We start from the raw sequence: 26113 nt of genomic DNA, 5'->3' as shown, positions 1-26113 counted from the left end.
CTGGCGTGAGACCATATTCAAAAGGGCGCGTCAAGGAAAACTGCGCCTCGATCGCCTGCAGGCTCTTCGAGGCAGGCTGTTGACAATCCATTGGAGTTGTTTTATTTAACCTGAAAGTTAATTAACTTATTGGTTTAGTAAAATGCATCAGGATCGCCTTAGCGTTACCCTTTCAGCGCTCGCCGACCCGACGCGCCGGGCGATCCTGGCGCGCCTGGCGTCGGGCGAAGCGTCGGTCAACGAACTGGCTGAACCCTTCGCCATGAGCCTGCCTGCGGTTTCCAAACACCTGAAGGTGCTGGAAAAGGCAGGGCTGATCAGCCGCGGCCGGGAGGCGCAATGGCGTCCCTGCAAGCTGGAAGCCGAGCCGCTGAAGGACCTCAACGCCTGGCTCGAGAACTATCGCCAATTTTGGGAGGAGGGCTTCGACAAGCTCGACCTCTATCTGCAGAAGCTTCAAAGGGGAAATGAGAATGACCGCAAGAGCTGAATTCGTGCCGGCCGAGAAGGCCAACCTCGTATTGACCCGGACGTTCAATGCTCCGGCGGCGCTGGTCTACAAGGTCTGGACGGACCCGTATCACCTTGCTCAGTGGTGGGGGCCGCATTGCTTTACCAACCCCGTCTGCGAGGTGGACCTCAGGCCGGGCGGTGTCATCCGCATCCATATGAAGGGTCCCGATGGACGCATGTATCCGTCAAACGGCACCTTCAAGGAGATCGTCGAAAACGAGCGTCTGGTCTTTACCAGTACGTATGACAGCGAGGACGGCGTCACCATGCTGGAAGCGCTGAATACGGTGACCTTCGTAGAGAAGGATGGCAAGACCGAAATGACGCTGCACGCTCACGTGCTCAGAGCAACCGAGGCCATGCTGCCCGCACTCGACGGTATGGAGGAAGGCTGGAGCCAGAGCCTCGAAAAGCTGGCAACGGTTGTCGCCGCTGCGGCGGAAAACGCCGGCTGACTTTTTGCTTACCCGTCACCTGCCTGAAAGCACATATGATCAACGCCTTCAGGCAGGTCTCAATCCATCCCGTTTCAGGAACCCGAATATGCTGAAAATTCTGCTGATTATCGTCGCCGTCATTGTTGTGCTATTGCTGGCTGTTGTCGTGTTCGCCTCGACCAAGCCGGATGTGTTCCACATTGAGCGAACGGCGGCGATCAATGCACCGCCGGAGAAGATCTTTCCGTTGATCAACGATTTCCACCAATGGCAGTCCTGGTCGCCCTATGAAAAGCTCGACCCTTCGATGACGCGCTCGATCACCGGCGCCGAAATCGGAAAGGGCGCCGTCTATGCCTGGGACGGCAGCGGCAAGGCCGGGGCAGGGCGGATGGAGATTGTCGAATCGGCGCCGTCTTCGAAAATCCTGATCAAGCTCGATTTCAGCCGACCTTTCGAGGCCCACAATACGGCCACCTTCACGCTTGCGCCGGGGGCTCAAGGGACAACGGTGACGTGGGCGATGGACGGGGCGAACCCGCTCATCGCCAAGGTCATGGGCCTGTTCTTCGATATGGATCAGATGATCGGCAAGGACTTTGCGCAGGGGTTGGAAAACCTCAAGGCGATCACGGAAAAATAGTCGAAAAAGGGTGGAACCATTACGGCGGCAGGCCGTTTTCCCGGCGAGGAATGCGAGCCGTGACAACCGGACTTGAGGGAGATGGAGAACACGGAGATTTTTCCGGTCTCTCTTCGTGGCCAACGAAAAGGCAGACGAGCTCCTTACCCCTTCGGCTTCGTATCCTCACTGTGTGCAAACGTTGAAAAGCCTCGGGATGGGCGGTCCCGGGGCTTTTTCACGGTTGCCTGCCGGTCATTGCGAAGACGGACATTTTTCGCTAGAAAACGCCGTCGAAAAAGGCAGGATCGGATATGGTAAGCCCGGTCCCTTGAGGGGATACCCCAAGCTCTGCTCGAACATCTGTTCGAACCCGCGGCGTAGTCCCGGTGCATTCGCACCGGCCTGCGGCGGGTTGTGCCTTCGGTTTCGTGCAATCCGTCGTCCATTCTTTAAAAACGGAGATTGCACATGCGATTGAACCATATCGACCTTTACAGTGCCGACGTTGCTGCCACCGCGCGTTTCTTCCTCGATCATCTCGATTTCCTGCTGATCGACAAGCGCGGCAATGATCAATTCTACCATCTGACGGATGGCTCCGGCCTGGTCCTCGTCATCAGCCCGCCGATCGAAAAGCTCGGTGGCGCTGATCAGGTGGCGCTGGATGCCCAGACCTACCACATTGGCTTTCTTCTGGAGAGCTCCGCTGATGTGGATGGCATATTTGGACAGCTTGCGACCGCGGGCCTTTTGATCGCCGACCCCCGCAACATGCATGGCGCCTATGCCTTCTATGTCACCATTCCCGGCAACATCCTGGTGGAATTCGCCCATCGGCCGTGACATGACGTCATGAAAAGGGGAGCGCAGCCAAGCGGCGACGCTCCCCTTAACCTGTGAAGCCGGGGTTTTTTGGCCCCGGTTCTTATCGCGCGCTTACTGTTTCAGCGCCTTTTCCCTCTGCCGCTTGCGGCGCGACAGCATGTTGAGCACCTCGACCAGCGCCGAGAAGGCCATGGCGGCATAGACATAGCCCTTCGGGACATGGAAGCCCGCGCCTTCGGCGATCAGCGTCGTGCCGATCATCAGCAGGAAGCCGAGCGCCAGCATGACGATGGTCGGGTTCTTCTCGATGAAGCGGGCGAGCGGGCCGGAGGCGACCAGCATGACGGTAACGGCGACGATGACGGCGACGACCATGATCGGCAGGTGCGGCGTCATGCCGACCGCTGTGATGATGCTGTCGACGGAGAAGACGAGATCGAGCAACAGGATCTGGCCGATCGCGGCGGTAAAGCCGGTCGTCACCGAGCTGGCGATGAAGTCCTCTTCATGGTCAGCCGGATCGACATTGTGGTGGATTTCCTTGGTGGCCTTCCAGACGAGGAACAGGCCACCGGCGATCAGGATCATGTCCTTCCAGGAGAAACCATGGCCGAAGGCTTCGAACACCGGCGTCGTCAGCTGCACGATCCAGGCGACCGTCCCGAGCAGCGCAAGCCGCATCACCAGCGCGAGGCCGATCCCGATGCGGCGGGCGCTTTCGCGGTTTTCCGGCGGCAGTTTATTGGTCAGGATCGAGATGAAAATGAGGTTGTCGATGCCAAGCACGACTTCCATGACGATCAGCGTGATCAGGGCGATCCAGGCAGTCGGATCTTGCATGAGGAGCAAAATGTCCTGCATCCGGGGCGGTTCCTTCCTCGATTCAAAGGGCACATAAGGGAGCCCGCGCAACCGGTGGGCAGCGCGGGCGAAAGACTTCCCCTATGTATGCGGAATCTGCGCCATGGCAAGCGCTGGAGGTTGATCCAGCGGCTGTTGATACCGTTAATTCTTAACCGGAATCCATATTTCGGTCAGCCCCATGCCTGTTCGTGGGTCGAATCGGTCGTCATAGCGTTCCATCAGGTCCGGGAGTCCGGTGTGCTTGTAGTCGGAGCAGGGCAGCCAGTCGGTGAAGATCGCATCGCAGGTGGCCTGGATGCCGGAGATGTGGCCGCGATGGGCAAACACCGCATAGGTCTGGGCGGGAAGCTTCAGGCATTGGAAGCCCGCCGGCAGCCCATCGGTATCGCGCACTTCGACAGCGGTCATATATTGGAAGCTGGCGTCCTGGCCTTCCTCCTGCGTGCAGATGCCATAGGCGACGTTGCCGATCTGGCCGGGAATTTCGCCGAAATACGCGTTGAACTGCTGCCATTGCGAGGGAATGCCGGCGTTGCCGCCATAGTCGTAGGTTTGCTGCAGCCCCGCCATCAGCATGGCAGGCGTGGTTTCAAAACGGGGTCCTTCCAGTTTGGGGAGGGGTGCGGTGTCCATGCGGATAGGCTCCATGAGATCGAGATCGCCAATGTGCCCCCGGTTGCGGACCTCTTCCGGCGTCACGCCAAAATGATCGCGGAAGGCACGGGTGAAGGCTTCATGCGAGTTGTAGCCCGCATCAAGGGCGACTGCGAGAATGCTGGGTGCGCCATCGGCGAGCGCTGCGGCCGCAGCGCTGAGACGCCGGGCCCGGATATAGCCACTGATCGACCGGCCTGTCGTCAGGCCGAAGACACGCGACAGGTGATAGCGGGAGAGACCCGCCGTCTCCGCGATTTCATCCAGTGAAATATCCTTGGCGAAATGGCTCTCGATGAACCACACCGCCTTGCTGATAGCGTTCATCCCACCTCCTGCAGTAAGCCGGATATCGTTTTAGCGCCTGTAGCCGAGCCGCGTTTGATCGTCGTTGCTGAATAGGAAGAAAACTGGCGCAGGGCGAGCGACAAGGCAAGGCGGTCAGCGATTTTCCGCCTTGGGGCCGTAGCCCGCCTGGAACAGCCTGATGGCCGAGGACACGGCTTTTTCGATATAGCCTCGTTCGGGCGCTTCGGTCATTTCGCTGAACAGGCGGCGCTTCAACATGCCAGCCAGGCAGAGTTCGATGAATTGCCGGGCGGCCAGGTCGGTATCCTCGATGTGGAGCGCGCCGGCGGCGACCTGCCTGTCGAGATAGGCCCGAAGGACGGTGAAGCCGTTTTCCGGCGTCGCCGCGAAAAAGCGCTTGGCCAGTTGAGGCATGCGGTCGCTGACGCCCACCACCATGCGCATGGCGCGGATCGTGGGGTCGGAGGTGATGTGCGTGGTCAGCGTCAGGCCGAAGTCGAAAAGCGCCTCTTCGATCGCCTCGTGATCGTCGAGCGCATGTTTGACGGTCTGAACGACGCGGTTGCGCTCACGCTCGATCATCGCCGCAAACAATTCTTCCTTGTTTTCGAAATAGACGTAGATGGTGCCCTTCGATACGCCAGCTTCCCGCGTGATGTCGTTCATGCTGGCGGCGTCGAAGCCCATGCTCATGAACACGCGCTTGGCGCCATCGATGATCTGCTCGCGTTTTGCCGGATCCTCACCGGCGGCGCGGCGGCCGGGAAGAGCGTATGCGCCGGCCGGACAGTTCTCACTGCCCAAGGTCTCCGTCAAATTCGGTTCTGCCAATTTTTCTTCGTGTCCGGACATTGTTGTCTCGTTGTTAACTTTTTCGAACCGATCGGTTCGATTTCCCCTTGATATGCGATCGAATTGGCACTATGTCAATCGAACTGAACGGTTCGGTTCGAATTCTCCCACATAAGGGTTGGTGACGCAATATGTCAGTTTCAAGCAAGACCGGTGCTGCGCACGTCCGCCCCGTCGGCGACGATTTCGAAGCTCCGAACGAACACAATGTGGCCCCGGAAGCCAGGAGCGTAACCGAGCCCGCTGTCGAGGCGCAAGCGGCACCGCAGGTTGTCGTGGCGGAGGAAAAGCCGGCGCCGAAGCGCCGCAAGCTTCTGATGCCCATGATTGCCATCGCCGTGCTCGCCGCCGGTGGCTGGTACGGCTATGAATGGTGGACCAACGGCCGCTTCATGATCTCGACGGACGATGCTTATATCGAAGGCGATATCGCGTCGATCTCACCGAAGGTTTCCGGCTATGTCGAGAAGGTCAACGTCGTTGCCAACCAGCATGTGAAGGCTGGCGACCCGCTGATCACGCTCGACAACGAAGACTACCGGATTGCCGCCGACCAGGCTGAGGCGCAGATCGACACCGAAAAGCTGTCATTGCAGCGTTTCGATGCGCAGATCGGCGGCGCCAAGGCCAGCCTGCAGCAGGCGCAAGCACAGAAAACCGCCCTTGAGGCGACCGTCCGGGGTGCCGAAATTACGCTCAGGCGAGCCAGCGACCTCCAGTCAAAGGCAGTCGGTACGGTCGCCTCCCTCGACAGCGCGCAGGTCGCGCTCGATCAGGCCAAGGCCAACCTCAGCGGTGCCGACGCCAATATCGTTGCTGCGAACGCCAACATCGCGGTCCTGACCGCGCAGCGCGCCGAGGCCGAGAGCACCATCCGCTCGCTCGAACTGGCGCGCGACAAGGCCGAGCGCGACTTGGGCTTCACGGTCCTGAAAGCGCCCTATGACGGTATCGTCGGCAATCTGGCGGTTCAGGACGGAGACCTGGTGTCCGCCGGCCAGCGCCTGGCTGCCCTCGTCCCGGTCGAGCAGCTCTATATCGACGCCAATTTCAAGGAAACGCAGATCGCCCACATGGTTCCGGGCTCGAAGGTCAACATCCATGTGGACGCCTTCGACGAGGAGCCGATCGTCGGTACCGTCCAGTCGATCTCGCCGGCCTCCGGCTCGGTCTTCTCGCTGCTGCCGGCTGAAAATGCCACGGGCAACTTCACCAAGGTAATCCAGCGCGTGCCGGTGCGCATTGTCTTCCCCAAGGACGTGCTGGACAGCGGACGGTTACGCGCGGGCCTCAGCGTCGTCGTCGATGTCGATACCCGCACGGCGCCGCACAAGCAGGATATTGCCGCGGTCAAGTAATCGGGTGATTGGAAAAATGATGCCGCGCTTCCTGGAGGCGCGGTTCATCCGAAGGGGTTGACCCTGTCGTTTCGGCTGTGCTCGCGCCGAAAACCCTGATGTTTCTATTTTCATTGGCCGCTCCGTTCGTTGGAACGTGAACCGGGCCGGGAGCAAGAGCCAATGGCTGCCACTGCTACAGCGGGTACAATGCCCCTTCCTGCCGCCGGCGCGGAAGAGCGAATGGACCCCAAACGCCTGATCGCCTTCTTCGCGATGGTGTTTGGCATGTTCATGTCGATCCTCGATATCCAGATCGTCTCGGCCTCGCTTGCGGAAATCCAGGCGGGCCTGAGCGCCGGCTCCGACGAGGTCGCCTGGGTGCAGACGGCCTATCTGATCGCCGAAGTGATCATGATCCCGCTGTCGGGCACGCTGGCGCGCATCGTCTCCACCCGCGTCCTCTTTTCGGTTTCGGCTGCCGGTTTCACCATCGCCAGTGCGCTCGCCGCAACCGCCACCAATATCGACCAGATGATCGTCTACCGGGCGCTGCAGGGTTTCATCGGCGGCGGCATGATCCCGTCGGTCTTTGCGGCAGCCTTCACGATCTTCCCGCCCTCCAAGCGCAGCATCGTCTCGCCGATCATCGGCCTCGTCGCGACGCTCGCGCCAACCATCGGCCCGACGGTCGGCGGCTATCTCAGCCATGCCTTCTCCTGGCACTGGCTGTTCCTGGTCAACATCATTCCCGGCATCATCGTCACGATCATCACCTGGAATTTCATCGACTTCGACAAGCCGGAACTCGGCCTGATGAAGAAGTTCGACTGGTGGGGCCTGCTCTCCATGGCCGTCTTCCTCGGCTCGCTCGAATATGTGCTCGAGGAAGGCAATGCCAATGACTGGTTCAGCGACGAATACATCCTCATGGGGGCGGTTGCATCCGCGATCGGTGCCCTGGTCTTCTTTTACCGCGCCTTCAAGGTCGATTTTCCGATCGTCGATTTAAGGGCCTTCGCCAACCGCAACTTCGCCTTCGGCTCCCTGTTCTCCTTCATCATGGGCATCGGGCTTTACGGCCTGACTTATCTCTACCCGCTTTATCTCGGCCGGATACGCGGCTATGATTCGCTGATGATCGGCGAAACCATGTTCGTTTCGGGCCTTGCGATGTTCTGCACGGCGCCTATCGCCGGCAAGTTGTCGACGAAGCTCGATCCGCGCGTGATGATGGCGATCGGCTTTGCCAGCTTCGCCGCCGGCACCTGGCTGATGAGCCACCTGACGGCTGACTGGGATTTCTACGAGCTTCTCGTTCCGCAGATCCTGCGCGGCTGCGGCCTGATGCTCTGCATGGTGCCGATCAACAACGTCGCGCTCGGCACGCTGTCGCCGGAGCGCGTTCGCGGCGCCTCGGGCCTGTTCAACCTGACCCGCAACCTCGGCGGCGCTGTCGGCCTGGCCGCGATCAACACGATCCTGACCCAGCGCCAGGAAGAGCATTATGCCCGGCTGCAGGAGCATGTTCAGTGGGGCAACCCGGAAGCCATCGACCAGCTCAACAACATGATCGCGAAATACAATTCGCACGGTCTCGATGGCGCGACGATCGCGATCCAGAAGCTCTCCGGCATGGTGCAGCAGCAGGCGACGATCCTCTCCTTCATCGACGTCTTCCTGATCCTGACCTGCCTGTTCGGAGCCTTGGTCGTCTGCGCGTTCCTGATCAAGAAGCCGCAGGCAGCGCCAAGCGGCGGCGGGGGTGGTCATTGACGACAATCGCAACCGCGAACCATTATCTGTACGCCGTTTGAATCATCCGTCAGAATGCCCTGAAGGCAATCCTTCAGGGCATTTTGCATGGATGACGACGTTCTTCTCCCGCTCTGCAGACGGTCATTTCTCAAAAAATTCGCCGGTCTCTTTGTCCTGCCGTCCGCCGGTCCCGCATTCTCCGCGGTCGCTGCGAAATCTCCGTCTCTGCCGATCGATGCGACATTCATCTTCACCGCGGATGTCCATGCCTGCCTTGTTTCTACCGACGCGCTCAGCCCCCACTGTGAAAAGGAGGGGAAGACGGATGCCAATCTTTTGCGGCATGTGGCGGCGCTCAATCGCATCACGGACTATAGCTGGCCAACGGAAATCGGTGGTGTTGCGACCGGGCTCGCTGGCGGGGGCCAGAAGATCGCCGCGCCGCTCGGCATCGTCATCGGCGGCGACATGACCGATGATGGCGGCGGGCAGGTGAGGGTGCCCGGCGAGGGCCACCAGCTGTTGCAGTTTTCCAGCCGCTATCAGCAGGGCACCGGCCCGGACCGCGTGCACTATCCGGTCTACAACGGCCTTGGCAATCATGACCTCGACCAGGACGGCGCGCCGCCGCATGTCGACTGGTACCGGCGCGAACTGCGCGACTATGTCGAGCTCAATCATCGCCAGACCGTGTTCTACAAGCCGCCGGTGCCGGTCGCGAACTACGACATTGATTCCGACAACTACTCCTGGGACTGGGGCGGCCTGCATCTGGTGCAGCTGCAGCGCTTTGGCGGTGACACGAACAAGGGCGCTGTCAGCGGGTTGGACTGGCTGAAGCAGGATCTCGCCGATTTCGCGGCCGACGGCCGGCCGGTGATGCTGTTCCAGCATTATGGCTGGGACGGGTTTTCACTGGAGAAATGGGATCCGGCGAAAATGACCTTTGACGGCGAAGGGGCGGGCAATCCCCATTGGTGGACCGACGACGAACGCGCCGCCTTGCTCGCCGTGCTGAAGGGCTACAATGTCGTTGGCCTGTTTCACGGGCATGAGCACGAAACACCGATGATCTACAGGCACGCAGGCCTCGATCTGTTCAAGCCGGTTGCGACATTCATGGGCGGCTTTGCGCTCGTCCATATCACAAATCACTATATGGATGTGGCGCTCGCGCAGGCAGGGCGAAATGGCAGCGGTGTTGCCTTCACGAACGCCTTTAGTAAACGTCTTGCCTAGCGCGGCGCGAAGTGTCAAACCCAAAGCGCTTTCAAATGCGTAGGATAATTTTCTGATTTACGTACCTCAGATTTTCCATTAAGGGTTCTTGCGGAGGAAACATGCGCCCGACAGTTCACGATATTGCCGCTGCGGCAGGAGTCAGTCTTGCGACCGTCGATAGGGTCTTGAACCAGCGCGCAGGCGTCCGCAACGTGACGCGCGAAAGGGTCGAGCAAGCGATCGAGCGCATCGGCTACGTCCGCGACGTCGCCGCGGCGAACCTCGCCAAAAGCCGTGTCTACCCCTTCGTCTTCATTCTGCCCTCGGGCGATAACTCCTTCATGCGCGGCCTTGAAGAGGAGGTGCGCGCGGAGATGAGCCGCGCACCGCTGGAGCGGACGGTCATTTCCATCGTCAAGGTCCCTGCGTTCAACGCCCAGGCCCTGGCTGCTGCGCTCGACGAGGTCCGTGCGACGGCACCGGCGGGCGTGGCGGTGGTGGCCGTCGAATCCCCGGATGTGATCGCTGCCGTAAACCGCTTGCGGGCTGACCGCATTCCGGTGGTGACGCTGGTTTCCGATCTGGCCGGTTCGGCGCGCGATCATTTCGCCGGCGTGGACAACGTCGCGGCAGGGCGAACGGCGGCAAGCCTGATGGGTCGCTTTCTCGGCCGCCGGCCCGGTCCGGTCGCAGTGCTTGCCGGTTCGATGCTGGTGCGCGACCATCGCGAACGCCTCGACGGATTTCGCGCGGTCATGGGCGAGGACTTTCCCGGCCACATGCTGCTGCCGGTTATCGAGGGACAGGATGATCCCGTGTTGACGGAACAGCTGGTCAGCGCGGCGCTTGCCGCGGCGCCCGGGACCATCGGTATCTACAGCCTCGGTGCCGGCAATCGCGGCCTGATCGCCGCCTTGAAGCAGCGAAAGAACGCCCCACGTGTCTGCGTCATTGCCCATGAACTGACCCGGCATACGCGCGCGGCGCTGAACGAGGGGCTGATCGACGCCGTTCTCAATCAGGATGCCGGCCATGAGGTGCGCAGCGCCGTGCGGGTGTTGAAGGCCAAGGCCGATGGCGTCCCGGTCATTGGCGCGCAGGAGCGCATCTACATCGACATTTTCCTCAAGGACAACCTGCCCTTCGACGAGGGCGACGAAAACCACAAGCCCGAACAGGGCGAAGAAGTTTAGGGAGACCTTCATGTATCTGGGGATCGACCTCGGCACGTCCGGGGTAAAGGCGCTGTTGATTGATGACAGCCAGCGGGTCGTCGGTTCGGCATCCGCTGCCATGGACGTCTCGCGTCCGCATCCCGGCTGGTCGGAGCAGGATCCGGCAGACTGGATCCGGGCAACGGGGGAGGCGATCGCCGGGCTTAAGGCGTCCCATCCGGCGGCACTTGCGGCCGTCAAGGGTATCGGCCTCTCCGGCCACATGCATGGCGCGACGCTGCTCGATGCCGAGGACAAGGTGCTGCGCCCCTGCATCCTCTGGAACGATACGCGCAGCTTCAAGCAGGCCGCCGCGCTTGATGCCGATCCGCAGTTCCGTGCCCAGACAGGCAACATCGTCTTTCCCGGGTTTACCGCCCCGAAGCTGGTCTGGGTCGCCGAGAACGAGCCGGAAATCTTCGCCAAAGTCCGCTGGGTCCTTTTGCCCAAGGATTACCTGCGTCTGTGGCTCACCGGCGAGCATATTTCCGAAATGTCGGATTCCGCCGGCACCGCCTGGCTTGATACCGGCAGGCGCGCCTGGTCGGAAAGCCTGCTTTCGGCAACCGGCCTCAAGGAGCGGCAGATGCCGAGCCTCGTCGAGGGCACCGAGGCAGGGGGCGCGCTGAAAAGCGGCCTCGCCGCGCAGTGGGGCATGGGCTCGGGTGTCGTCGTTGCCGGCGGTGCTGGTGATAATGCGGCGTCCGCCTGCGGCATGGGTACCGTCGGCGAGGGCCATGCCTTCGTCTCGCTCGGTACCTCCGGCGTGCTGTTCGCCGCCAATTCCAGCTACCTGCCCAATCCTGCAAGCGCCGTGCACGCCTTTTGCCACGCGCTTCCCAATACATGGCACCAGATGGGCGTCATCCTGTCGGCCACCGATGCGCTCAACTGGCATTCCGGCGTCACCGGCAAGAGTGCCGGCGAGCTAGCCGCGGAACTGGGCGACACGCTCAAGGCGCCTTCCGGCGTGACCTTCCTGCCTTACCTTTCCGGCGAACGCACGCCGCACAACGATGCTGCCATCCGCGGCGTCTTCGCCGGGCTCGGCCATGAAAGCAGTCGTATGGTCCTCACTCAGGCCGTGCTCGAAGGTGTTTCCTTTGCGCTGCGGGATAGCCTGGAAGCCCTGCGGGCAGCCGGCACCAATCTTTCCCGCGTCACTGCCATCGGCGGCGGTTCGCGTTCGCGCTACTGGCTGAAGTCGATTGCAACCGCGCTCGGCATTCCCGTCGATGTGCCGGCTGACGGCGATTTCGGCGCGGCCTTCGGTGCCGCCCGCCTCGGCCTCGTTGCCGCGACCAAGGCCGATCCGCTGTCGGTTTTCACAGCACCCGCAACCGCCGAAACCGTACAGCCCGACGCCTCGCTGCGGGGGGCGTACGAAGATGCCTATCAGCGTTATCGGCGGCTTTATCCCGCGATCCGCGACGCCTACTGACACCGTTCAAATAAAAGACAGAGAGGATATTCCCATGAGTACCGGTTTCTTCGGCGATATCGCCAAGATCAAATATGAAGGGCCCGACAGCACCAATCCGCTGGCTTTCCGCCACTACCAGCCGGACGAGATCGTTCTCGGCAAACGTATGGAAGATCACCTGCGCTTTGCCGTTGCCTACTGGCACACCTTCACCTGGCCGGGTGGCGACCCCTTCGGTGGCCAGACCTTCCTGCGCCCCTGGTTCGAGGACACGATGCAGGCCGCGAAGCTGAAGGCCGATGTCGCCTTCGAATTCTTCTCGCTGCTTGGCTCGCCTTACTACTGCTTCCACGACGCCGACGTGCGCCCGGAAGGCAAGAACTTCGCCGAGAACACGAAAAATCTCAATGAGATCGTTGACTATTTCGCTGAGAAGCAGGCCGCGACCGGCGTCAAGCTGCTTTGGGGTACGGCGAACCTGTTTTCCAACCGCCGCTTCATGTCGGGTGCCGCCACCAATCCGGATCCGGACGTCTTCGCGTTCTCGGCTGCGACGGTGAAGACCTGCATGGACGCGACGCAAAAGCTCGGCGGCGAGAACTACGTTCTCTGGGGCGGTCGCGAAGGCTATGAAACCCTGCTCAACACCGACCTGAAGCGCGAACTCGACCAGCTCGGCCGCTTCCTCAACCTCGTCGTCGAATATAAGCACAAGATCGGCTTCAAGGGGACGATCCTGATCGAGCCGAAGCCACAGGAGCCGACCAAGCACCAGTATGACTACGACGTCGCGACGGTCTACGGCTTCCTGAAGAAGAACGGGCTCGAAAACGAAGTGAAGGTCAATATCGAGCAGGGGCATGCGATCCTTGCCGGCCATTCCTTCGAGCATGAACTGGCGCTCGCCAACGCGCTCGGCATCTTCGGCTCGATCGACATGAACCGCAACGACTACCAGTCCGGCTGGGATACCGACCAGTTCCCGAACAACGTTCCGGAAATGGCGCTCGCCTACTACCATGTGCTGGCAGGCGGCGGTTTCAAGACCGGCGGCACCAACTTCGACAGTAAGCTGCGCCGCCAGTCGCTCGATCCGGCGGATCTTTTGATCGGCCATATCGGCGGCATGGATTGCTGTGCCCGTGGTCTGAAGGCTGCCGCGAAGATGATCGAGGACAAGGCTCTGTCGCAGCCGCTCGCCGATCGCTATGCCGGCTGGGACTCGGCCGAAAGCCAGAAGATGCTGCGCGGCGAATATTCGCTGGCAGAAATCGCCGACTATGTCGAGACCAGGGACATCAATCCGCAGCCGAAATCCGGCAAGCAGGAACTCTTGGAAAACGTCGTCAACCGCTACGTCTGATGCAGGCTTGATTTTCGAGAAGAACCGGGTAGCGGAAGCTTCCCGGCTCTTTTGCGACCTGATGTGGCAATGCTGCGGGCCAGCGATTGCGAGAAGCTGCGGCAGCTTTTGTGCCGCAATTCGGACATGATGCGGGCTAGGTAACGCCCGTCGGGTAATGTTCTGACAACCAGAGTGCAACGCTTCGCCAGATGCAGACACTCCGATCGCATGGAAAAAGGGTTGCGTGGCCGTAGTCCCTTGGAGCTGGCATTGTAGGACACGTCATACACCAGGGCACCGATGCACCGAAGTGTTGCAACGCGGGCCTTCAATCTGGTGGCGAAGGCGAAGATGTGCAATACTCGCACCCAGGACGACTGCTGACAATCAGGCAGACGCCATAGCAAATATCTCATTGCTGGCCATCGACGCTCGATGGCGGTTACGCCTGTCGCCAGCCTTTGGGCGAGTAATCAGAGCGGCATTCACAAACCCAAAATACCCGATCTTCCTGCGGCGCCGCGCCGCGTAGTGTCACAACATCAAATCGTCCCGACCGAGAGGATGGGGAGATCCTTCTGCTCTAAGAGGGCAATCCCGATCGTGCCGAGCCATGGGCAAACGCAAACGGAGGATGTAAACCATGAGTACCACGAGAAACCTTTGCTTTGGTATGCTGGCTTCCGCCATCGCAACCGCAATAGGTGCACCGGCAGTCGCGCAGGAACAGCAGCCAAAACCCAACATCGTTGTCATCATGGGTGATGACGTTGGTTGGTTCAATATCGGTGCGTATCACCGGGGCATAATGTCCGGGAAGACGCCCAACCTCGACAGGCTCGCCGCCGAGGGCATGATGTTCACCGACTATTATGCCGAGGCGAGTTGCACGGCGGGCCGGGCGAGTTTCATCACCGGTGAGATCCCATTGCGCACAGGCCTGACGACCGTCGGTCAGGCTGGCGCGGACGTCGGCATGCCGGATAAGGCGGTGACCCTCGCCGCAGTCCTCAAAACCGAGGGCTACGCCACCGGCCAGTTCGGCAAGAATCATCTCGGCGATTTGAACAAGTTTCTGCCGACACTGCATGGCTTTGATGAGTTCTTCGGGTACCTCTATCACCTCGACGCGATGTCAGACCCCTACTGGTATTCGTTCCCGAATGACCAGTCGTACCGTGACAAAGTCGGGCCGCGCAATGTAGTGCACAGCTTTGCAACGGATACGGACGACACGACCGAGCAGCCGCGTTGGGGCAAGATCGGCAAGCAGAGGATCGTGGACGAGGGTCCCCTGGCGCCTTTCCCCGACATGTCCAACGTGCCGAACATGCATGACATCATGCCCAAGGCCAAATACGACATGGGAACCTTCGATGAAGTGCTGGTCAAGGCTTCGTGCGACTTCATGGACAAAGCCAAAACCGACGGAAAACCGTTCTTTGTCTGGCACAACACGACGCGCATGCACGTCTGGACATTTCTGTCGCCCAAATATCAGGCCCTGATGAACAGCGACACCAACTACGGCCTCGAAGAAGCTGGCATGGCACAGCTGGATGACAGCGTCGGCACCATCCTGAAATGCGTGGAGGATGCGGGCGAGACTGACAACACCATCGTCGTTTTCACCACCGACAATGGGGCGGAGGTGTTTACATGGCCCGACGGCGGCATGACCCCGTTCAAGGGCACCAAGGGTACCGTGATGGAAGGCGGCTTCCGTGCGCCGGCCATCATCCGCTGGCCGGGCAAGATCAAGCCGGGCACGGTCGAGAACGGCATCTACTCGGCCCTGGATTGGTTCCCCACGCTCGTGGCCGCAGCCGGCAACCCCGACATCACCGACCAGTTGCTCAAGGGCGTGAAGCTGGGTGAGCAGACCTACAAGAACCACCTCGACGGCTACAACCAGCTGGACCTGCTGCAGGGCAAAGGGCCGTCCGCGCGCAATGAATTTTTCTACTTCGGCGGCCCCCATCTGGGTGCAGTTCGCATCGGTGACTTCAAGTTCCAGTTCTATCAACAGCCGCAGGGTTGGCCTGGTGCGAAGGTAACAACGGACATGCCCACGATGGTCAATATCCGTCAGGATCCATTCGAGCGGACACCATCGATTGGCGAGCAAAACCTCAATGACCTCGGTGGAGGCTACATGAATGACTTCTTTGCTCGCGAGTTCTGGCGCTTCGTCAGTGTTCAGGAGGAAGTCGCCAAACTTGCCCTCACGGCGGTTGACTACCCGCCGATGCAGGACCCGGCCTCCTTCAACCTGGATGCTGTGAAGAGGCAGATCGACGCGGCGGTCAAGAACAAGCCAGGCAACTAGTCGAGAACGGTCAAGACGACGGGCGGCCCGGAAGGGCTGCCCGTTTGTCCTTTTGGAGTTTGTAACCGTGGATGTCCTAGCCGCGTAACAGCTTTGCTGACCCAGATACGACGTCTAACGCATTAGAACATGGCAGGCAGAAAACATTGGGAGGGGACGATGACAGATATTTCACGGCGGCTGATGTTGAAAATCTCGGCCTTGTTGATGCTGGCCGCAACAGCAGTGGTGCCACCTGCCACGGCAAACGGCGCGGACCCATTGCCATCCTGGAATGACACGGCGGCCAAGCAGGCAATCGTGGCCTTTGTCGAGACGGTGACAAAGGAAGGTTCACCGGACTTTGTTCCGGTCGACGAGCGTATCGCTACCTTTGACAATGATGGAACGCTATGGGCCGAGCAGCCCATGTATTTCCAGCTTCTGTTCGCTCTCGACCGCGTCAAGGTACTCGCCCCGCAGCATCCCGAGTGGAAGACGAACGACCCCTTCGCCTCGCTGCTGAAGGGTGATATGAAGACCGCGCTCTCGGGTGGCGAGCCGGCGATCATGCAGATTGTCGCGGCCACACATTCAGGCATGACCACCGATGAGTTCGACCAGATCGTCCGCGACTGGATTGGCACCGCCAGGCACCCGGTGACCAAGCGCCCCTACACGGAGATGGTCTACCAGCCGATGCTGGAGGTGCTGACCTATTTGCGGGACAATGGTTTCAAGACCTTCATCGTCTCCGGCGGCGGCATCGACTTCATGCGTCCTTGGTCGGAGACGGTCTATGGTATCCCGCCGGAGCAGGTCGTCGGCAGCAGTGGCAAGACAGATTTCCTGATGCGTGGCGGCGTGCCTGTACTGATGCGGCTGCCAGAGATCAATTTCATTGACGACAAGGCGGGCAAGCCCGTTGGCATCCATGAACACATTGGCCGTCGTCCCATCGCTGCATTCGGCAACTCGGACGGTGATCTCCAGATGCTGCAATGGGCGTCAGGCGGAGGGGGACGCCGGTTGGCGCTCATCGTGCATCACACCGATGACATCCGCGAATGGGCCTACGACCGCAATTCCTCTATCGGCCATCTCGACAAGTCGCTCGACGCCGCCAGGGACAATGGCTGGACTGTCGTCGACATGAAGGACGATTGGAAAACGATCTTTCCATTCGGGGACAAGCGGGATTAGTACTCTACCTTGACGTCACGCGCGGCGTCAGCAAGGTCCGCAGCGGGCCGGCCACTGGCTGTCATTCGCGACGCAACCGCATGCCGCCGCTGCCGCAATGAAGGCTTTGACTTTAATCAAGCCAACAGAACAGATACTGACGCTTCGCCTTGAAGACCGATCGCGGCGTGGCCTTCGAGGTCACCGCTTCATCCATTGGCGCGACGGCGCTGAAACCGAGTTCCGGACGACGAGATCGGGGCGCAACAGGATTTCCGTTTCGGCCGGCTGGCCGTCGGAGAGAAGTTCCAGTAGCAGCGCCATCGCATGCTTGCCGATCAGCGTCCGTGGCTGGCGGATCGTGGTGAGCGCCGGGGACATGAAGACGGCCTGCGGCACGTCATCGAAGCCGGTCACCGAAAAGTCCCGCGGTATATCATAGCCGCGCGCGGCAAGGCCGATCATCACGCCGATCGCGGTCTGGTCGTTGACGCACATGAAGGCCGTCGGCAGCGTATCGCGCATGAAAAGCTGCTCGACTGCCAGCCGCCCGCTTTCGATCGTGCCGTCGCCTTCGAGCACGATGCGAAGATCGGCACCGACGCCGGCTGCGTCCAGTCCTGCCTCATAGCCCGTGCGCCGCCGGCTATAGGCCAGCCGGGTGCGCGAGTCGCCGATAAAGGCGATCTTGCGATGGCCTTCGGCAAGCAGAAGGTCGACCGCCTTGCGCGCGCCTTCGGTATCATCGACGCCGACATAGGGAATGCCGCCGTTGTACACCGGTTCGAAGACGCCGACGCTGGGCGGCAGGCGCGCTGTCATGGCTTGGTGGCCGAACGGCAGGATGCCGGTGAACAGGATGAGCCCGGCCGCCTGGTTGGAGTTGAGAAACTTCAGATATTCCAACCCGCGCTGGGCATCGTTCTGCGTATGGCCGATCAGCACGCCGTAGCCATGCGATCGCGCCTCGTTCTCGAGCCCGACCAGAATGTTGGAGAAGTTCGGGTCGCCGATATCGGGCGCCACGACGAGGATCATGTTCGACCGGCCAAGCCTCAGGCTGCGCGCCATGGCATTGGTGGTGTAGCCGGTTACGGCAATCGCCTGGTTTACCTTGAGTCGCGTCGAGTTCGCCACCTTCTCCGGCATGTGGATGGCCCGCGAGACCGTCGCGATCGAAACCTCGGCGATGCGGGCGACGTCCTCGATTGTTGCCGGCGTGGAATTCGACACTGCGCTCTGCCTTGTTAGCTCGGCGGGACACTACACAGACTTCCCCTGAGGTCAAAGGGCGGCCTCAGAAATTCTGTGTTGTGCCCAGATGTAAACCTTTACATGATCTATGTAAAGGTTTACACAACGTTCAAGCGGATGGGAGCCGCAGGGGAGGACGTGATGGGTTCGGAGACCGTCGACGCCGGCACGGTGGTGCTGTCCGCGAGGCGAATAAGCAAGTCGTTCAGCGGCGTGCAGGTGCTCTTCAGCGTCAATTTCGACCTGCGCGCCGGCGAGATCCATGCGCTAATGGGCGAGAACGGCGCCGGCAAGTCGACCCTCGTCAAGATCCTGTCCGGCTTCGAGCAGCCGACCTCCGGCGAAATCATTCTCGACGGCAATCCGGTCAAGCTGCCGCCGAACGGTGCGGCCGAGGCGCTCGGCATCGTCATCATCCATCAGGAATTCAATCTGGCCGAGCACCTGACCGTCACCGAGAGCCTGTTTCTCGGTCGCGAAGTCACCCGCTTCGGTGTGCTCGACCGCAAGTACATGCGCTCCGAAGCGCGCCGCGTCCTTGATCTCCTCGGCTCGCATGTCGATGAAAACGCGATGATCAGCACGCTTTCCATCGCCGACAAGCAGATGGTGGAAATCGCCAAGGCCATCAGCCGCGATGCGCGGGTGGTGTTCATGGATGAGCCGACTGCGGTGCTCTCGCGCGAGGAGACCAATTTCCTGTTCAGGCAGGTGCGCAAGCTGCGCGATCAGGGCACGAGCTTCGTCTTCGTGTCGCACAAGCTCGATGAGGTCATGGAGCTGACGGACCGGGTCACGGTCCTGCGTGACGGCCAATGGATCAAGACGTCGCCGACGGCGATGCTCGACGGTGAATCGATCGCCCAGCTGATGGTGGGTCGCGAGCTTTCGAAACTCTATCCGGCCAAGAGCGAGCCTGATGTCGATGAGGAGATCACGCTCAGCGTCAACGCCCTTACGACCGGCTATGTCCGCAATGCGAGCTTCGAGGTGCGCAAGGGCGAGATCCTCGGCTTTTCCGGCATGATCGGCTCGGGTCGCACGGAGTTGATGGAGGCGGTGGCGGGGTTGAGGTCGCGCTCCTCCGGCGAGGTGATCATCAAGGGGGAGGCCGTACCGTCCGGCGATGTGCATGCGGCAAACCGTTGCGGCCTCGCCTACATGACCAAGGACCGCAAGTCCAAGGGGCTGCTCCTCAATTCGCGCATGACCGCCAACCTGACGCTGCAGTCGCTGGAGAAGCACGGCAAGCTCGGCTATCTCAGTCCCGCGAGCGAGGCATCCGCGCTGGAGCGGGCGCGCCGTCGCTTCGATATCCGGGTACGCGACGGAAACGTGCCCGCCGGTCGCATGTCGGGCGGCAACCAGCAGAAGCTGCTTCTCGCCAAGGTCATGGAAACCGAGCCCGACATCATCATCATCGACGAGCCGACCCGCGGCATCGATGTCGGCACCAAGCAGCAGATCTATCATTTCATCTCGGCACTTGCCCGCGACGGCCGCTCGATCATCGTCGTGTCGTCCGAAATGCCGGAGGTGATCGGTCTATGCACGCGTGTCGCGGTCATGCGCGAAGGGCGGATCGTCGGCATGCTGGAAGGCGACGAGATTTCCGAGCAGGAGATCATGCGCTACGCGGCGGGACTGAAGAAAAAGGCGGTCGCCTGACCGCGCGCGAAGACGCGACAAGAGAAGAAAATCCCAGAGAGAATGGGACGGGAGGTTGGTTTGGATATGAGCGTGAACGAGGAAACCCGGGAAATCCGGCGCCGGACCTGGCGGGATATCGACCTTCGGGCTGTCGCACCCTTCGCGGCCTTGGTGCTGCTCCTCATTCTCGGCGCGATCGTCAATCCGAATTTCATCGGCATCACCAACCTCGCCAATGTCGCGACCCGCAGCGCCTTCATCGCCATCATCGCGGTCGGCGCGACCTTCGTCATCTCCTCGGGCGATCTGGATTTGTCCGTGGGTTCGATGGTTGCCTTTGTCGCAAGCCTGATGATCCTGTTCATGAATTCGGGTGTCATTGCCGATCCGGCCCTGATGCTGACAGCGGCCGTTCTCTTCACGGTGATTGCAGGCGCCCTCTGCGGGCTGGCAAACGGCCTCATCACAACGGTGGGCCGCATCGAGCCATTTATCGCGACCCTTGGCACGATGGGCATCTACCGCGGCCTGACGACCTGGCTGTCGCAGGGCGGGGCGATCACGCTGCGCGAGCCGGAACTTCAGGAAATGTACCGTCCCGCCTATTTCGGCTCGATCCTCGGCATGCCGGTTCCCATCGCGGTCATTCTTGCGGTCACCGGCGTTGCCGCATTCGTTCTTTATCGCACCCGCTATGGCCGGCATGTTGTGGCGGTCGGTTCCAACAGCGACGTCGCCCGCTATTCCGGCATCCCGGTCAACCGCGTGCGCACCATCGCCTTCGTCATCCAGGGGCTGTGCGTTGCGATCGCCGTGCTTCTCTACGTACCGCGGCTCGGGTCGACATCGGCGACGACCGGCATCCTCTGGGAGCTGCAGGCGATCACCGCCGTCGTGGTCGGCGGCACGGCGCTCAAAGGCGGGGCGGGACGTGTCTGGGGCACGATCTGCGGCGCCTTCATCCTCGAACTCGTCGGCAACATCATGCTGCTTTCCAATTTCATCAGCGAGTATCTGATCGGCGCCATCCAGGGTGCGATCATCATCATCGCGATGCTCGTTCAGCGCTCGCTTGTGCGGAAATCGTGAACAACCGGGTTCATGGGTCGCCCGGTCAAGAAGACTGCAAGACCCGCATTCACCAGGGAGAGAGAAACATGCGTAAAGGACTAATGGGCGTTGCAGCCGTCGCCATCATGGCGCTGACCGGCGTTGCCCACGCGCAGGAGCAGAAGAAGGTCACGATCGGCGTTTCGATCCCGGCCGCCGACCATGGCTGGACCGCTGGCGTCGTGTTCCATGCCGAGCGGGTCGCCAAGCTCCTGATGGAGCAGCATCCGGGCCTCAACGTCATCGTCAAGACGTCGCCGGACCCGGCAAGTCAGGCCAATGCCGTGCAGGACCTCGAGACTCAGGGCATCGACGCCCTTGTCATCCTGCCGTCCGATCCGGATCCGCTGGTCAACGCCATCAAGGAAGTCAAGGGCAAGGGCACGTTCGTTACGCTCGTCGACCGCGCGCCGAGCGTCAACGACAACTCCGTTCGCGACCTCTACATCGCCGGTAACAACCCGGCGATGGGCCAGACGGCGGGCGAATATATCAAGGCAACGACGCCGGAAGCAGAAGTCGTCGTCATCCGCGGTCTGCCGATCCCGATCGACCAGCAGCGCCAGGACGGTTTCGACAAGGGCATCGAAGGCTCCAACGTCAAGGTCCTCGATCGCCAGTTCGGCAACTGGAACCGCGACGACGCCTTCAAGGTCATGCAGGATTATCTGACCAAGTACCCTAAGATCGACGTGGTCTGGTGCCAGGACGACGACATGGCAGTCGGCGTGCTGCAGGCGATTGAGCAGGCCAAGCGCACGGACATCCAGTATGTCGTGGCCGGCGCCGGCTCGAAGGATATGGTCAAGAAGGTCATGGACGGCGACAAGATGATCCCGGTCGACGTGCTCTATCCGCCGGCAATGGTCGGTACCGCGCTCGAGATGACGGTTGCCAATTTCTACGGCCAGGTCCCGGTTCGCGGCGTCTACACCATCGATGCGACGCTGATCACCAAGGATAATGCGAAGGACTTCTACTTCCCGGATTCGCCGTTCTGATGCTGATCTGACGCTTGGGCTGCCTGTCGCGCGATGCGGCGGGCAGCTTTTCATTGTCACCGTGATTGCCCGACGTTCTCGAAATTTTATGTCGAAGCTGATTGCCCAGTGACGCAAACATGATAGCTTCCGGGCGTCCTGCAACGTTTCAGGTTAAGCCGTTGCTACTATATTGGCGTGCGACGGAGAGGTTTTTCAAGATTTGATCGATGTGGCCGGGATGAGCGGCCCTTCTTTCGACGGAGGAGACGACAGATGAAGACCATCAAGGGCCCCGCGCTCTTTCTCGCTCAATTCGCCGGCGATGCCGCCCCGTTCAACTCGTGGGGAGAGATCACCAAATGGGCCGCCGATTGCGGCTACAAGGGCGTGCAGGTGCCGAGCTGGGACGGCCGGCTCATCGACCTGAGACGAGCGGCGGAATCGAAGACCTATTGCGACGAGTTCGCCGGGACTGCGCGCGACAACGGCATCGAGGTGACCGAACTCTCGACCCATCTTCAGGGGCAGCTCGTTGCCGTCCACCCCGCCTATGACGAAGCCTTCGACGGTTTTGCTGCGCCCGAAGTCCGCGGCAATCCGAAGGCGCGGCAGGCGTGGGCCGTCGATCAGGTCAAGCTGGCGCTGACGGCGTCGAAAAATCTCGGCCTCAACGCGATGGCGAGCTTTTCCGGCGCGCTTGCCTGGCCCTTCGTCTATCCCTGGCCACAGCGCCCGGCCGGCCTGGTGGAGACCGCCTTTGACGAGCTTGCCCGCCGCTGGAAGCCGATCCTCGACCATGCCGAAGATTGCGGCGTCGACGTCTGCTACGAGATCCACCCCGGCGAAGACCTGCATGACGGCATCACCTACGAGATGTTCCTGGAGCGCACCGGCAACCATACCCGCGCCAATATGCTCTACGATCCCTCGCACTACGTGCTGCAGTGCCTCGACTATCTCGAAAACATCGACATCTACAAGGACCGCATCCGGATGTTCCACGTCAAGGATGCCGAGTTCAATCCGACCGGCCGGCAGGGCGTCTATGGCGGCTATCAGGGCTGGGTCAACCGGGCCGGTCGCTTCCGTTCGCTCGGCGATGGCCAGGTCGATTTCGGCGCGATCTTCTCCAAGATGGCAGCCAACGATTTCGACGGCTGGGCCGTGGTCGAATGGGAATGCGCCCTGAAGCATCCGGAAGACGGCGCGCGGGAAGGCGCTGAATTCGTCAAGCATCACATCATCCGCGTCACCGAAAAGGCCTTCGACGACTTCGCCGACAGCGGCACCGACGAAGCGGCCAACCGGCGCATGCTGGGGCTGTGATCTTCTACCCTCCCCTTGAGGGGGAGGGTCGGCGCAGAGTGCCGGGGTGGGGTGACCTTTCGCGACGTCTGATGGATCACCCCCACCCGCAGCTTCGCTGCGACCTCCCACCTCAAAGGGGGAGGTGGAACCCGAACGATCTCCCCCCTTGTGGGGGAAATGTCGGCGTTGCCGACAGAGGGGGGGTAAAACTCTCCACAAACACAAAACACATCCAAGGAGAACAACATGGCAATCGAAGGAACCACAGAGGTTCGGGAAAAACGCATTCGCCTCGGCATGGTCGGCGGCGGATCGGGCGCGTTCATCGGCGCGGTTCACCGTATGGCGGCGCGCCTCGACGATCATTTCGAGCTGGTCGCCGGCGCCCTGTCGTCCACCCCGGAAAAGGCCAAGGCTTCCGGCGCCGAACTCGGTCTCGACCCGTCGCGCAGCTATTCCGATTTCAAGGAAATGGCGATCCGCGAGGCCAAGCTGAAAAGCGGCATCGAGGCAGTCGCCATCGTCACGCCGAACCATGTGCACTACGAAGCTGCCAAGGAATTTTTGAAGCGCGGCATCCACGTGATCTGCGACAAGCCGCTGACCTCGACGCTTGCCGACGCGAAGAAGCTGAAGAAGCTGGCCGAGGAGAGCGACGCTCTGTTCGTGCTCACCCACAACTACACCGGCTATCCGATGGTCCGCCAGGCCCGCGCGATGGTCGCGAATGGCGATATCGGCGCGGTGCGGCTGGTGCAGATGGAATATCCGCAGGACTGGCTGACGGAAAACATCGAACAGTCTGGCCAGAAGCAGGCCGCCTGGCGAACCGATCCGTCCAAGTCCGGGGCCGGCGGCTCGACCGGCGACATCGGCACCCATGCCTACAATCTCGGCGCCTTCGTTTCCGGTCTGGAACTGGAAGAGCTTGCCGCCGATCTCGACAGTTTCGTCGAAGGCCGGGCGCTGGATGATAACGCCCATGTGATGATGCGCTTCAAGGAAACGGACGGCCAGCGCGCCAAGGGCATGCTCTGGTGCAGCCAGGTTGCTCCCGGCCACGAGAACGGCCTGATGGTCCGCGTCTATGGCACCAAGGGCGGTCTCGAATGGACGCAGAAGGACCCGAACTACCTCTGGTACACGCCGTTCGGCGAGCCGAAGCGGCTGATCACCCGTGCCGGCGCCGGTTCCGGCCCGTCCGCCGCGCGCGTCTCGCGCATCCCGTCGGGCCACCCGGAAGGCTATCTCGAAGGCTTCGCCAATATCTACACCGAGGCCGCCCGCGCCATCTTCGCCCGGCGCAAAGGCGAGACCGTCGATCCGGCTGTCATCTATCCGACAATCGACGATGGCATGAAGGGCATGGTGTTCGTCGATGCCTGCGTCCAGTCGTCCAAGCGCAACGGGGCCTGGATCAAGGTCTAAGCGATTTTGATTGCTTCATGGCTATCGCGGACGCTGCGCCTGCGATAGCCATGCTCAGCGGTCCCTCGTTTTTGCGCGAAAGCCGCTGCGTGGGCGCGACTGGCCCAGAGGGAAAGTGTATCGGGGTCATCCATGATCTCAGCCGGTGCTTCATAATAACGTGCCACCGTCACCGTCTTCGAACTGCTCGAATATTGAAACGGCAACGCACCCATTGTTTCGAAGACGGGGCGCCCTTCGCTGTCGACTCTCAGATAGAGAGAGCCCTTCACGACGAAACCGAATTGGACGCCGTCTGCTTTCAGTGCAGCACCACCGAAAAAACGCGAGACCGAAACCGGCCCGATGCCTTGGATGCGCTCTGCAACCTCGCGGGCCAGATCAAGCGCGGCGGCGATGCTCATGCTTGGACACGTTGCTCCGCCGGGTAAAAGAAGCCGCTGATATCGCGCAAGCGACCATCCTCTGTGATAGTGGCAAAGCTTGTGCCCGCCTGCAATATGCTGCCATCGGGTCCGTGCAGCGCCCAATGGGCCAGTGATCGGCCGTGATGGTGGAGGACCGAGCGAATCTGGAACTGTCCACCCGGAGCGCTCTGCTGGAAATGGCCCATATATGTCGAAAGTTCCCCCGGTCCGTGGATGAGGCCATTCGGATCGCAATAGGTTGCGTCACCGGCAAGGCAGGCTGCAAGCTCGGTTTTGCGCTCTTCGTCTTCCATCGACCAAACCGCCGCATATCGTTTCCACAGTGCTTCAGATGTCATAGTGAGCCTCCAATTCATGAAATTCCGCGGCGACGAGCCGCTCAAGCGCAGGTTTGTCTTGTCCTGCGCGAACAAGGACCAGCAGACCCTGATAAAGGGCCAGCAACTTCGTGGCCGCCAACACCGGGTCGATGTCGGCGCGCAGGCTGCCGTCGTGCCGTGCTGCCACCAGTCGCTCGGCAAAGACCTTGAAAAGCATGTCCAGGCCTGTGTGCACGTGACGGTAAGCGTCCTCGCTACGGCCAAGTTCCACCGCCGAATTGGTGATCAGGCAGCCGTGGCTTTCGCCGTTCGGCTCGTGCATGAGCGACGTGAAAAGGTCACGCAAACCCGCTAAGCCGGCGGTGGCTGGAGCAAACCGATCGATCCGGCCGCCGAGGACAACTTGGTTGTAGTGCTCGAAAGCGGCATCGAACAATCCCGCCTTGTCGCCGAAGCTGTTGTAGATGCTGCCTGCCTTGAGGCCGGTCGCATCCTCAAGATCCCGGATTGAGGCGCGCTGATATCCATCGCGGCGGAAAGCATGCATGGCGCCCTTTAGCACGGACGATTCGTTGTAGGAGCGGGGGCGGGACAAAACAAACCTCTTTTTTGAATTCTTATTCTAGAATATAAATTCAAAAATTACTTGTCAATCCGGTATTTGCGCGGAACGCTTACGATGGCCAAATGGAGGTGTCTGACATAAATCTGTAACGTTACAGACTTGCCATATACGCTCTGTACAAGGCTATTTCACTTGGCTAA

At 60.9% G+C, this 26113-nt stretch carries 24 protein-coding genes; 17 read left to right on the top strand and 7 right to left on the bottom strand.

Going from position 1 to position 26113, the window contains the following annotated elements:
• The first annotated feature begins 142 nt into the window (after window positions 1-142).
• The 4 genes from WI754_RS01940 to WI754_RS01925 all read left to right on the top strand — a co-directional run bounded on the left by WI754_RS01940 (window position 143) and on the right by WI754_RS01925 (window position 2418).
• Window positions 143-490, top strand: coding sequence for a metalloregulator ArsR/SmtB family transcription factor (locus tag WI754_RS01940; RefSeq protein ID WP_349435965.1), 348 nt, complete (start codon window positions 143-145; stop codon window positions 488-490).
• Window positions 474-968 carry an SRPBCC domain-containing protein gene (locus WI754_RS01935; protein ID WP_349435964.1) on the top strand — a complete coding sequence of 165 codons (495 nt, stop codon included), beginning with the start codon at window positions 474-476 and terminating at the stop codon, window positions 966-968. The genes WI754_RS01940 and WI754_RS01935 overlap by 17 nt, the downstream gene beginning before the upstream one ends.
• A gap of 88 nt (window positions 969-1056) precedes the next feature.
• Complete coding sequence (locus tag WI754_RS01930; protein ID WP_349435963.1) at window positions 1057-1593, top strand: SRPBCC family protein; 537 nt, start codon at window positions 1057-1059, stop codon at window positions 1591-1593.
• Between the two features lie 450 nt (window positions 1594-2043).
• The gene (locus WI754_RS01925; protein ID WP_349435962.1) at window positions 2044-2418 is read left to right on the top strand and encodes a VOC family protein; all 375 of its coding nucleotides are present in this window, start codon (window positions 2044-2046) and stop codon (window positions 2416-2418) included.
• A 93-nt stretch (window positions 2419-2511) separates the two neighbouring features.
• Here the strand turns inward: WI754_RS01925 and WI754_RS01920 are convergent, their stop codons facing one another.
• From WI754_RS01920 to WI754_RS01910, 3 genes are all read right to left on the bottom strand, one after another.
• Window positions 2512-3261 carry a TerC family protein gene (locus tag WI754_RS01920; protein ID WP_349435961.1) on the bottom strand — a complete coding sequence of 250 codons (750 nt, stop codon included), beginning with the start codon at window positions 3259-3261 and terminating at the stop codon, window positions 2512-2514.
• A 144-nt stretch (window positions 3262-3405) separates the two neighbouring features.
• The gene (locus tag WI754_RS01915) at window positions 3406-4245 is read right to left on the bottom strand and encodes an AraC family transcriptional regulator (protein ID WP_349435960.1); all 840 of its coding nucleotides are present in this window, start codon (window positions 4243-4245) and stop codon (window positions 3406-3408) included.
• A gap of 114 nt (window positions 4246-4359) precedes the next feature.
• On the bottom strand, window positions 4360-5079 hold the full coding sequence (locus WI754_RS01910) for a TetR/AcrR family transcriptional regulator (RefSeq protein ID WP_349435959.1): 720 nt from the start codon (window positions 5077-5079) through the stop codon (window positions 4360-4362).
• Window positions 5080-5210: 131 nt separating this feature from the next.
• Between WI754_RS01910 and WI754_RS01905 the strand changes: the two genes are divergently transcribed.
• The 8 genes from WI754_RS01905 to WI754_RS01870 all read left to right on the top strand — a co-directional run bounded on the left by WI754_RS01905 (window position 5211) and on the right by WI754_RS01870 (window position 16888).
• The gene (locus WI754_RS01905; protein ID WP_349435958.1) at window positions 5211-6437 is read left to right on the top strand and encodes an HlyD family secretion protein; all 1227 of its coding nucleotides are present in this window, start codon (window positions 5211-5213) and stop codon (window positions 6435-6437) included.
• A gap of 162 nt (window positions 6438-6599) precedes the next feature.
• Window positions 6600-8192 carry a DHA2 family efflux MFS transporter permease subunit gene (locus WI754_RS01900; protein ID WP_349435957.1) on the top strand — a complete coding sequence of 531 codons (1593 nt, stop codon included), beginning with the start codon at window positions 6600-6602 and terminating at the stop codon, window positions 8190-8192.
• Window positions 8193-8279: 87 nt separating this feature from the next.
• Window positions 8280-9413 (top strand): metallophosphoesterase, encoded by a 1134-nt coding sequence (locus tag WI754_RS01895; RefSeq protein ID WP_349435955.1) that lies wholly within the window; start codon window positions 8280-8282, stop codon window positions 9411-9413.
• 101 nt (window positions 9414-9514) lie between these two features.
• Window positions 9515-10588 carry a LacI family DNA-binding transcriptional regulator gene (locus WI754_RS01890; RefSeq protein ID WP_349435953.1) on the top strand — a complete coding sequence of 358 codons (1074 nt, stop codon included), beginning with the start codon at window positions 9515-9517 and terminating at the stop codon, window positions 10586-10588.
• A 10-nt stretch (window positions 10589-10598) separates the two neighbouring features.
• Window positions 10599-12050 carry a xylulokinase gene (xylB, locus tag WI754_RS01885; RefSeq protein ID WP_349435951.1) on the top strand — a complete coding sequence of 484 codons (1452 nt, stop codon included), beginning with the start codon at window positions 10599-10601 and terminating at the stop codon, window positions 12048-12050.
• A 34-nt stretch (window positions 12051-12084) separates the two neighbouring features.
• The gene (gene xylA / locus WI754_RS01880; RefSeq protein WP_349435949.1) at window positions 12085-13395 is read left to right on the top strand and encodes a xylose isomerase; all 1311 of its coding nucleotides are present in this window, start codon (window positions 12085-12087) and stop codon (window positions 13393-13395) included.
• Between the two features lie 625 nt (window positions 13396-14020).
• Complete coding sequence (locus WI754_RS01875) at window positions 14021-15706, top strand: arylsulfatase (RefSeq protein ID WP_349435947.1); 1686 nt, start codon at window positions 14021-14023, stop codon at window positions 15704-15706.
• A 207-nt stretch (window positions 15707-15913) separates the two neighbouring features.
• Window positions 15914-16888, top strand: a complete 975-nt coding sequence (locus WI754_RS01870) for an HAD family hydrolase (RefSeq protein ID WP_349437692.1) — start codon at window positions 15914-15916, stop codon at window positions 16886-16888.
• A gap of 180 nt (window positions 16889-17068) precedes the next feature.
• Here WI754_RS01870 and WI754_RS01865 read toward each other — a convergent pair whose 3' ends face one another.
• Window positions 17069-18100, bottom strand: a complete 1032-nt coding sequence (locus tag WI754_RS01865) for a LacI family DNA-binding transcriptional regulator (protein ID WP_349435945.1) — start codon at window positions 18098-18100, stop codon at window positions 17069-17071.
• Between the two features lie 162 nt (window positions 18101-18262).
• On the opposite strand from WI754_RS01865, the gene WI754_RS01860 reads away from it, so the two are divergent.
• The 5 genes from WI754_RS01860 (at window position 18263) to WI754_RS01840 (ending at window position 24600) form a co-directional block, all read left to right on the top strand.
• Window positions 18263-19789 carry a sugar ABC transporter ATP-binding protein gene (locus tag WI754_RS01860; protein ID WP_349435943.1) on the top strand — a complete coding sequence of 509 codons (1527 nt, stop codon included), beginning with the start codon at window positions 18263-18265 and terminating at the stop codon, window positions 19787-19789.
• 66 nt (window positions 19790-19855) lie between these two features.
• Window positions 19856-20860: an ABC transporter permease gene (locus WI754_RS01855; protein WP_349435940.1), complete on the top strand. Its 1005-nt coding sequence runs from the start codon at window positions 19856-19858 to the stop codon at window positions 20858-20860.
• Window positions 20861-20928: 68 nt separating this feature from the next.
• Window positions 20929-21882, top strand: coding sequence for a substrate-binding domain-containing protein (locus WI754_RS01850; RefSeq protein ID WP_349435939.1), 954 nt, complete (start codon window positions 20929-20931; stop codon window positions 21880-21882).
• 255 nt (window positions 21883-22137) lie between these two features.
• The gene (locus WI754_RS01845) at window positions 22138-23190 is read left to right on the top strand and encodes a sugar phosphate isomerase/epimerase (protein ID WP_349435938.1); all 1053 of its coding nucleotides are present in this window, start codon (window positions 22138-22140) and stop codon (window positions 23188-23190) included.
• A gap of 228 nt (window positions 23191-23418) precedes the next feature.
• Complete coding sequence (locus tag WI754_RS01840) at window positions 23419-24600, top strand: Gfo/Idh/MocA family oxidoreductase (protein ID WP_349435937.1); 1182 nt, start codon at window positions 23419-23421, stop codon at window positions 24598-24600.
• On the opposite strand, the gene WI754_RS01835 is transcribed toward WI754_RS01840, so the two are convergent.
• From WI754_RS01835 to WI754_RS01825, 3 genes are read right to left on the bottom strand one after another with little or no spacing between them, the layout of a single operon-like run.
• Entirely contained in the window at window positions 24597-25004 is a 408-nt protein-coding gene (locus WI754_RS01835) for a TfoX/Sxy family protein (protein ID WP_349435936.1), read from the bottom strand. The genes WI754_RS01840 and WI754_RS01835 overlap by 4 nt on opposite strands.
• Complete coding sequence (locus tag WI754_RS01830; protein ID WP_349435935.1) at window positions 25001-25366, bottom strand: nuclear transport factor 2 family protein; 366 nt, start codon at window positions 25364-25366, stop codon at window positions 25001-25003. The genes WI754_RS01835 and WI754_RS01830 overlap by 4 nt, the downstream gene beginning before the upstream one ends.
• Window positions 25356-25943, bottom strand: coding sequence for a TetR/AcrR family transcriptional regulator (locus WI754_RS01825; RefSeq protein ID WP_349435933.1), 588 nt, complete (start codon window positions 25941-25943; stop codon window positions 25356-25358). The genes WI754_RS01830 and WI754_RS01825 overlap by 11 nt, the downstream gene beginning before the upstream one ends.
• Window positions 25944-26113: the final 170 nt, after the last annotated feature.

The sequence above is a fragment of the Pararhizobium sp. A13 genome (assembly GCF_040126305.1).
Taxonomy (GTDB): Bacteria; Pseudomonadota; Alphaproteobacteria; order Rhizobiales; family Rhizobiaceae; genus Pararhizobium.
Note: the sequence above shows the minus strand (reverse complement) of the source record. Positions and strands in the feature narration are given on the sequence as shown.

Bases quoted from the DNA above. Each gene is read 5' to 3' on its own strand.
- xylB (WP_349435951.1), top strand. From the start codon at position 10,599: ATGTATCTGGGGATCGACCTCGGCACGTCCGGGGTAAAGGCGCTGTTG.
- WI754_RS01890 (WP_349435953.1), top strand. From the start codon at position 9,515: ATGCGCCCGACAGTTCACGATATTGCCGCTGCGGCAGGAGTCAGTCTT.
- WI754_RS01850 (WP_349435939.1), top strand. From the start codon at position 20,929: ATGCGTAAAGGACTAATGGGCGTTGCAGCCGTCGCCATCATGGCGCTG.
- WI754_RS01840 (WP_349435937.1), top strand. From the start codon at position 23,419: ATGGCAATCGAAGGAACCACAGAGGTTCGGGAAAAACGCATTCGCCTC.
- WI754_RS01875 (WP_349435947.1), top strand. From the start codon at position 14,021: ATGAGTACCACGAGAAACCTTTGCTTTGGTATGCTGGCTTCCGCCATC.
- WI754_RS01870 (WP_349437692.1), top strand. From the start codon at position 15,914: ATGCTGGCCGCAACAGCAGTGGTGCCACCTGCCACGGCAAACGGCGCG.
- WI754_RS01895 (WP_349435955.1), top strand. From the start codon at position 8,280: ATGGATGACGACGTTCTTCTCCCGCTCTGCAGACGGTCATTTCTCAAA.
- WI754_RS01935 (WP_349435964.1), top strand. From the start codon at position 474: ATGACCGCAAGAGCTGAATTCGTGCCGGCCGAGAAGGCCAACCTCGTA.
- WI754_RS01845 (WP_349435938.1), top strand. From the start codon at position 22,138: ATGAAGACCATCAAGGGCCCCGCGCTCTTTCTCGCTCAATTCGCCGGC.
- WI754_RS01860 (WP_349435943.1), top strand. From the start codon at position 18,263: ATGGGTTCGGAGACCGTCGACGCCGGCACGGTGGTGCTGTCCGCGAGG.
- WI754_RS01900 (WP_349435957.1), top strand. From the start codon at position 6,600: ATGGCTGCCACTGCTACAGCGGGTACAATGCCCCTTCCTGCCGCCGGC.
- WI754_RS01830 (WP_349435935.1), bottom strand. From the start codon at position 25,366: ATGACATCTGAAGCACTGTGGAAACGATATGCGGCGGTTTGGTCGATG.
- xylA (WP_349435949.1), top strand. From the start codon at position 12,085: ATGAGTACCGGTTTCTTCGGCGATATCGCCAAGATCAAATATGAAGGG.
- WI754_RS01910 (WP_349435959.1), bottom strand. From the start codon at position 5,079: ATGTCCGGACACGAAGAAAAATTGGCAGAACCGAATTTGACGGAGACC.
- WI754_RS01920 (WP_349435961.1), bottom strand. From the start codon at position 3,261: ATGCAGGACATTTTGCTCCTCATGCAAGATCCGACTGCCTGGATCGCC.
- WI754_RS01855 (WP_349435940.1), top strand. From the start codon at position 19,856: ATGAGCGTGAACGAGGAAACCCGGGAAATCCGGCGCCGGACCTGGCGG.
- WI754_RS01940 (WP_349435965.1), top strand. From the start codon at position 143: ATGCATCAGGATCGCCTTAGCGTTACCCTTTCAGCGCTCGCCGACCCG.
- WI754_RS01835 (WP_349435936.1), bottom strand. From the start codon at position 25,004: ATGAGCATCGCCGCCGCGCTTGATCTGGCCCGCGAGGTTGCAGAGCGC.
- WI754_RS01915 (WP_349435960.1), bottom strand. From the start codon at position 4,245: ATGAACGCTATCAGCAAGGCGGTGTGGTTCATCGAGAGCCATTTCGCC.
- WI754_RS01930 (WP_349435963.1), top strand. From the start codon at position 1,057: ATGCTGAAAATTCTGCTGATTATCGTCGCCGTCATTGTTGTGCTATTG.
- WI754_RS01925 (WP_349435962.1), top strand. From the start codon at position 2,044: ATGCGATTGAACCATATCGACCTTTACAGTGCCGACGTTGCTGCCACC.
- WI754_RS01905 (WP_349435958.1), top strand. From the start codon at position 5,211: ATGTCAGTTTCAAGCAAGACCGGTGCTGCGCACGTCCGCCCCGTCGGC.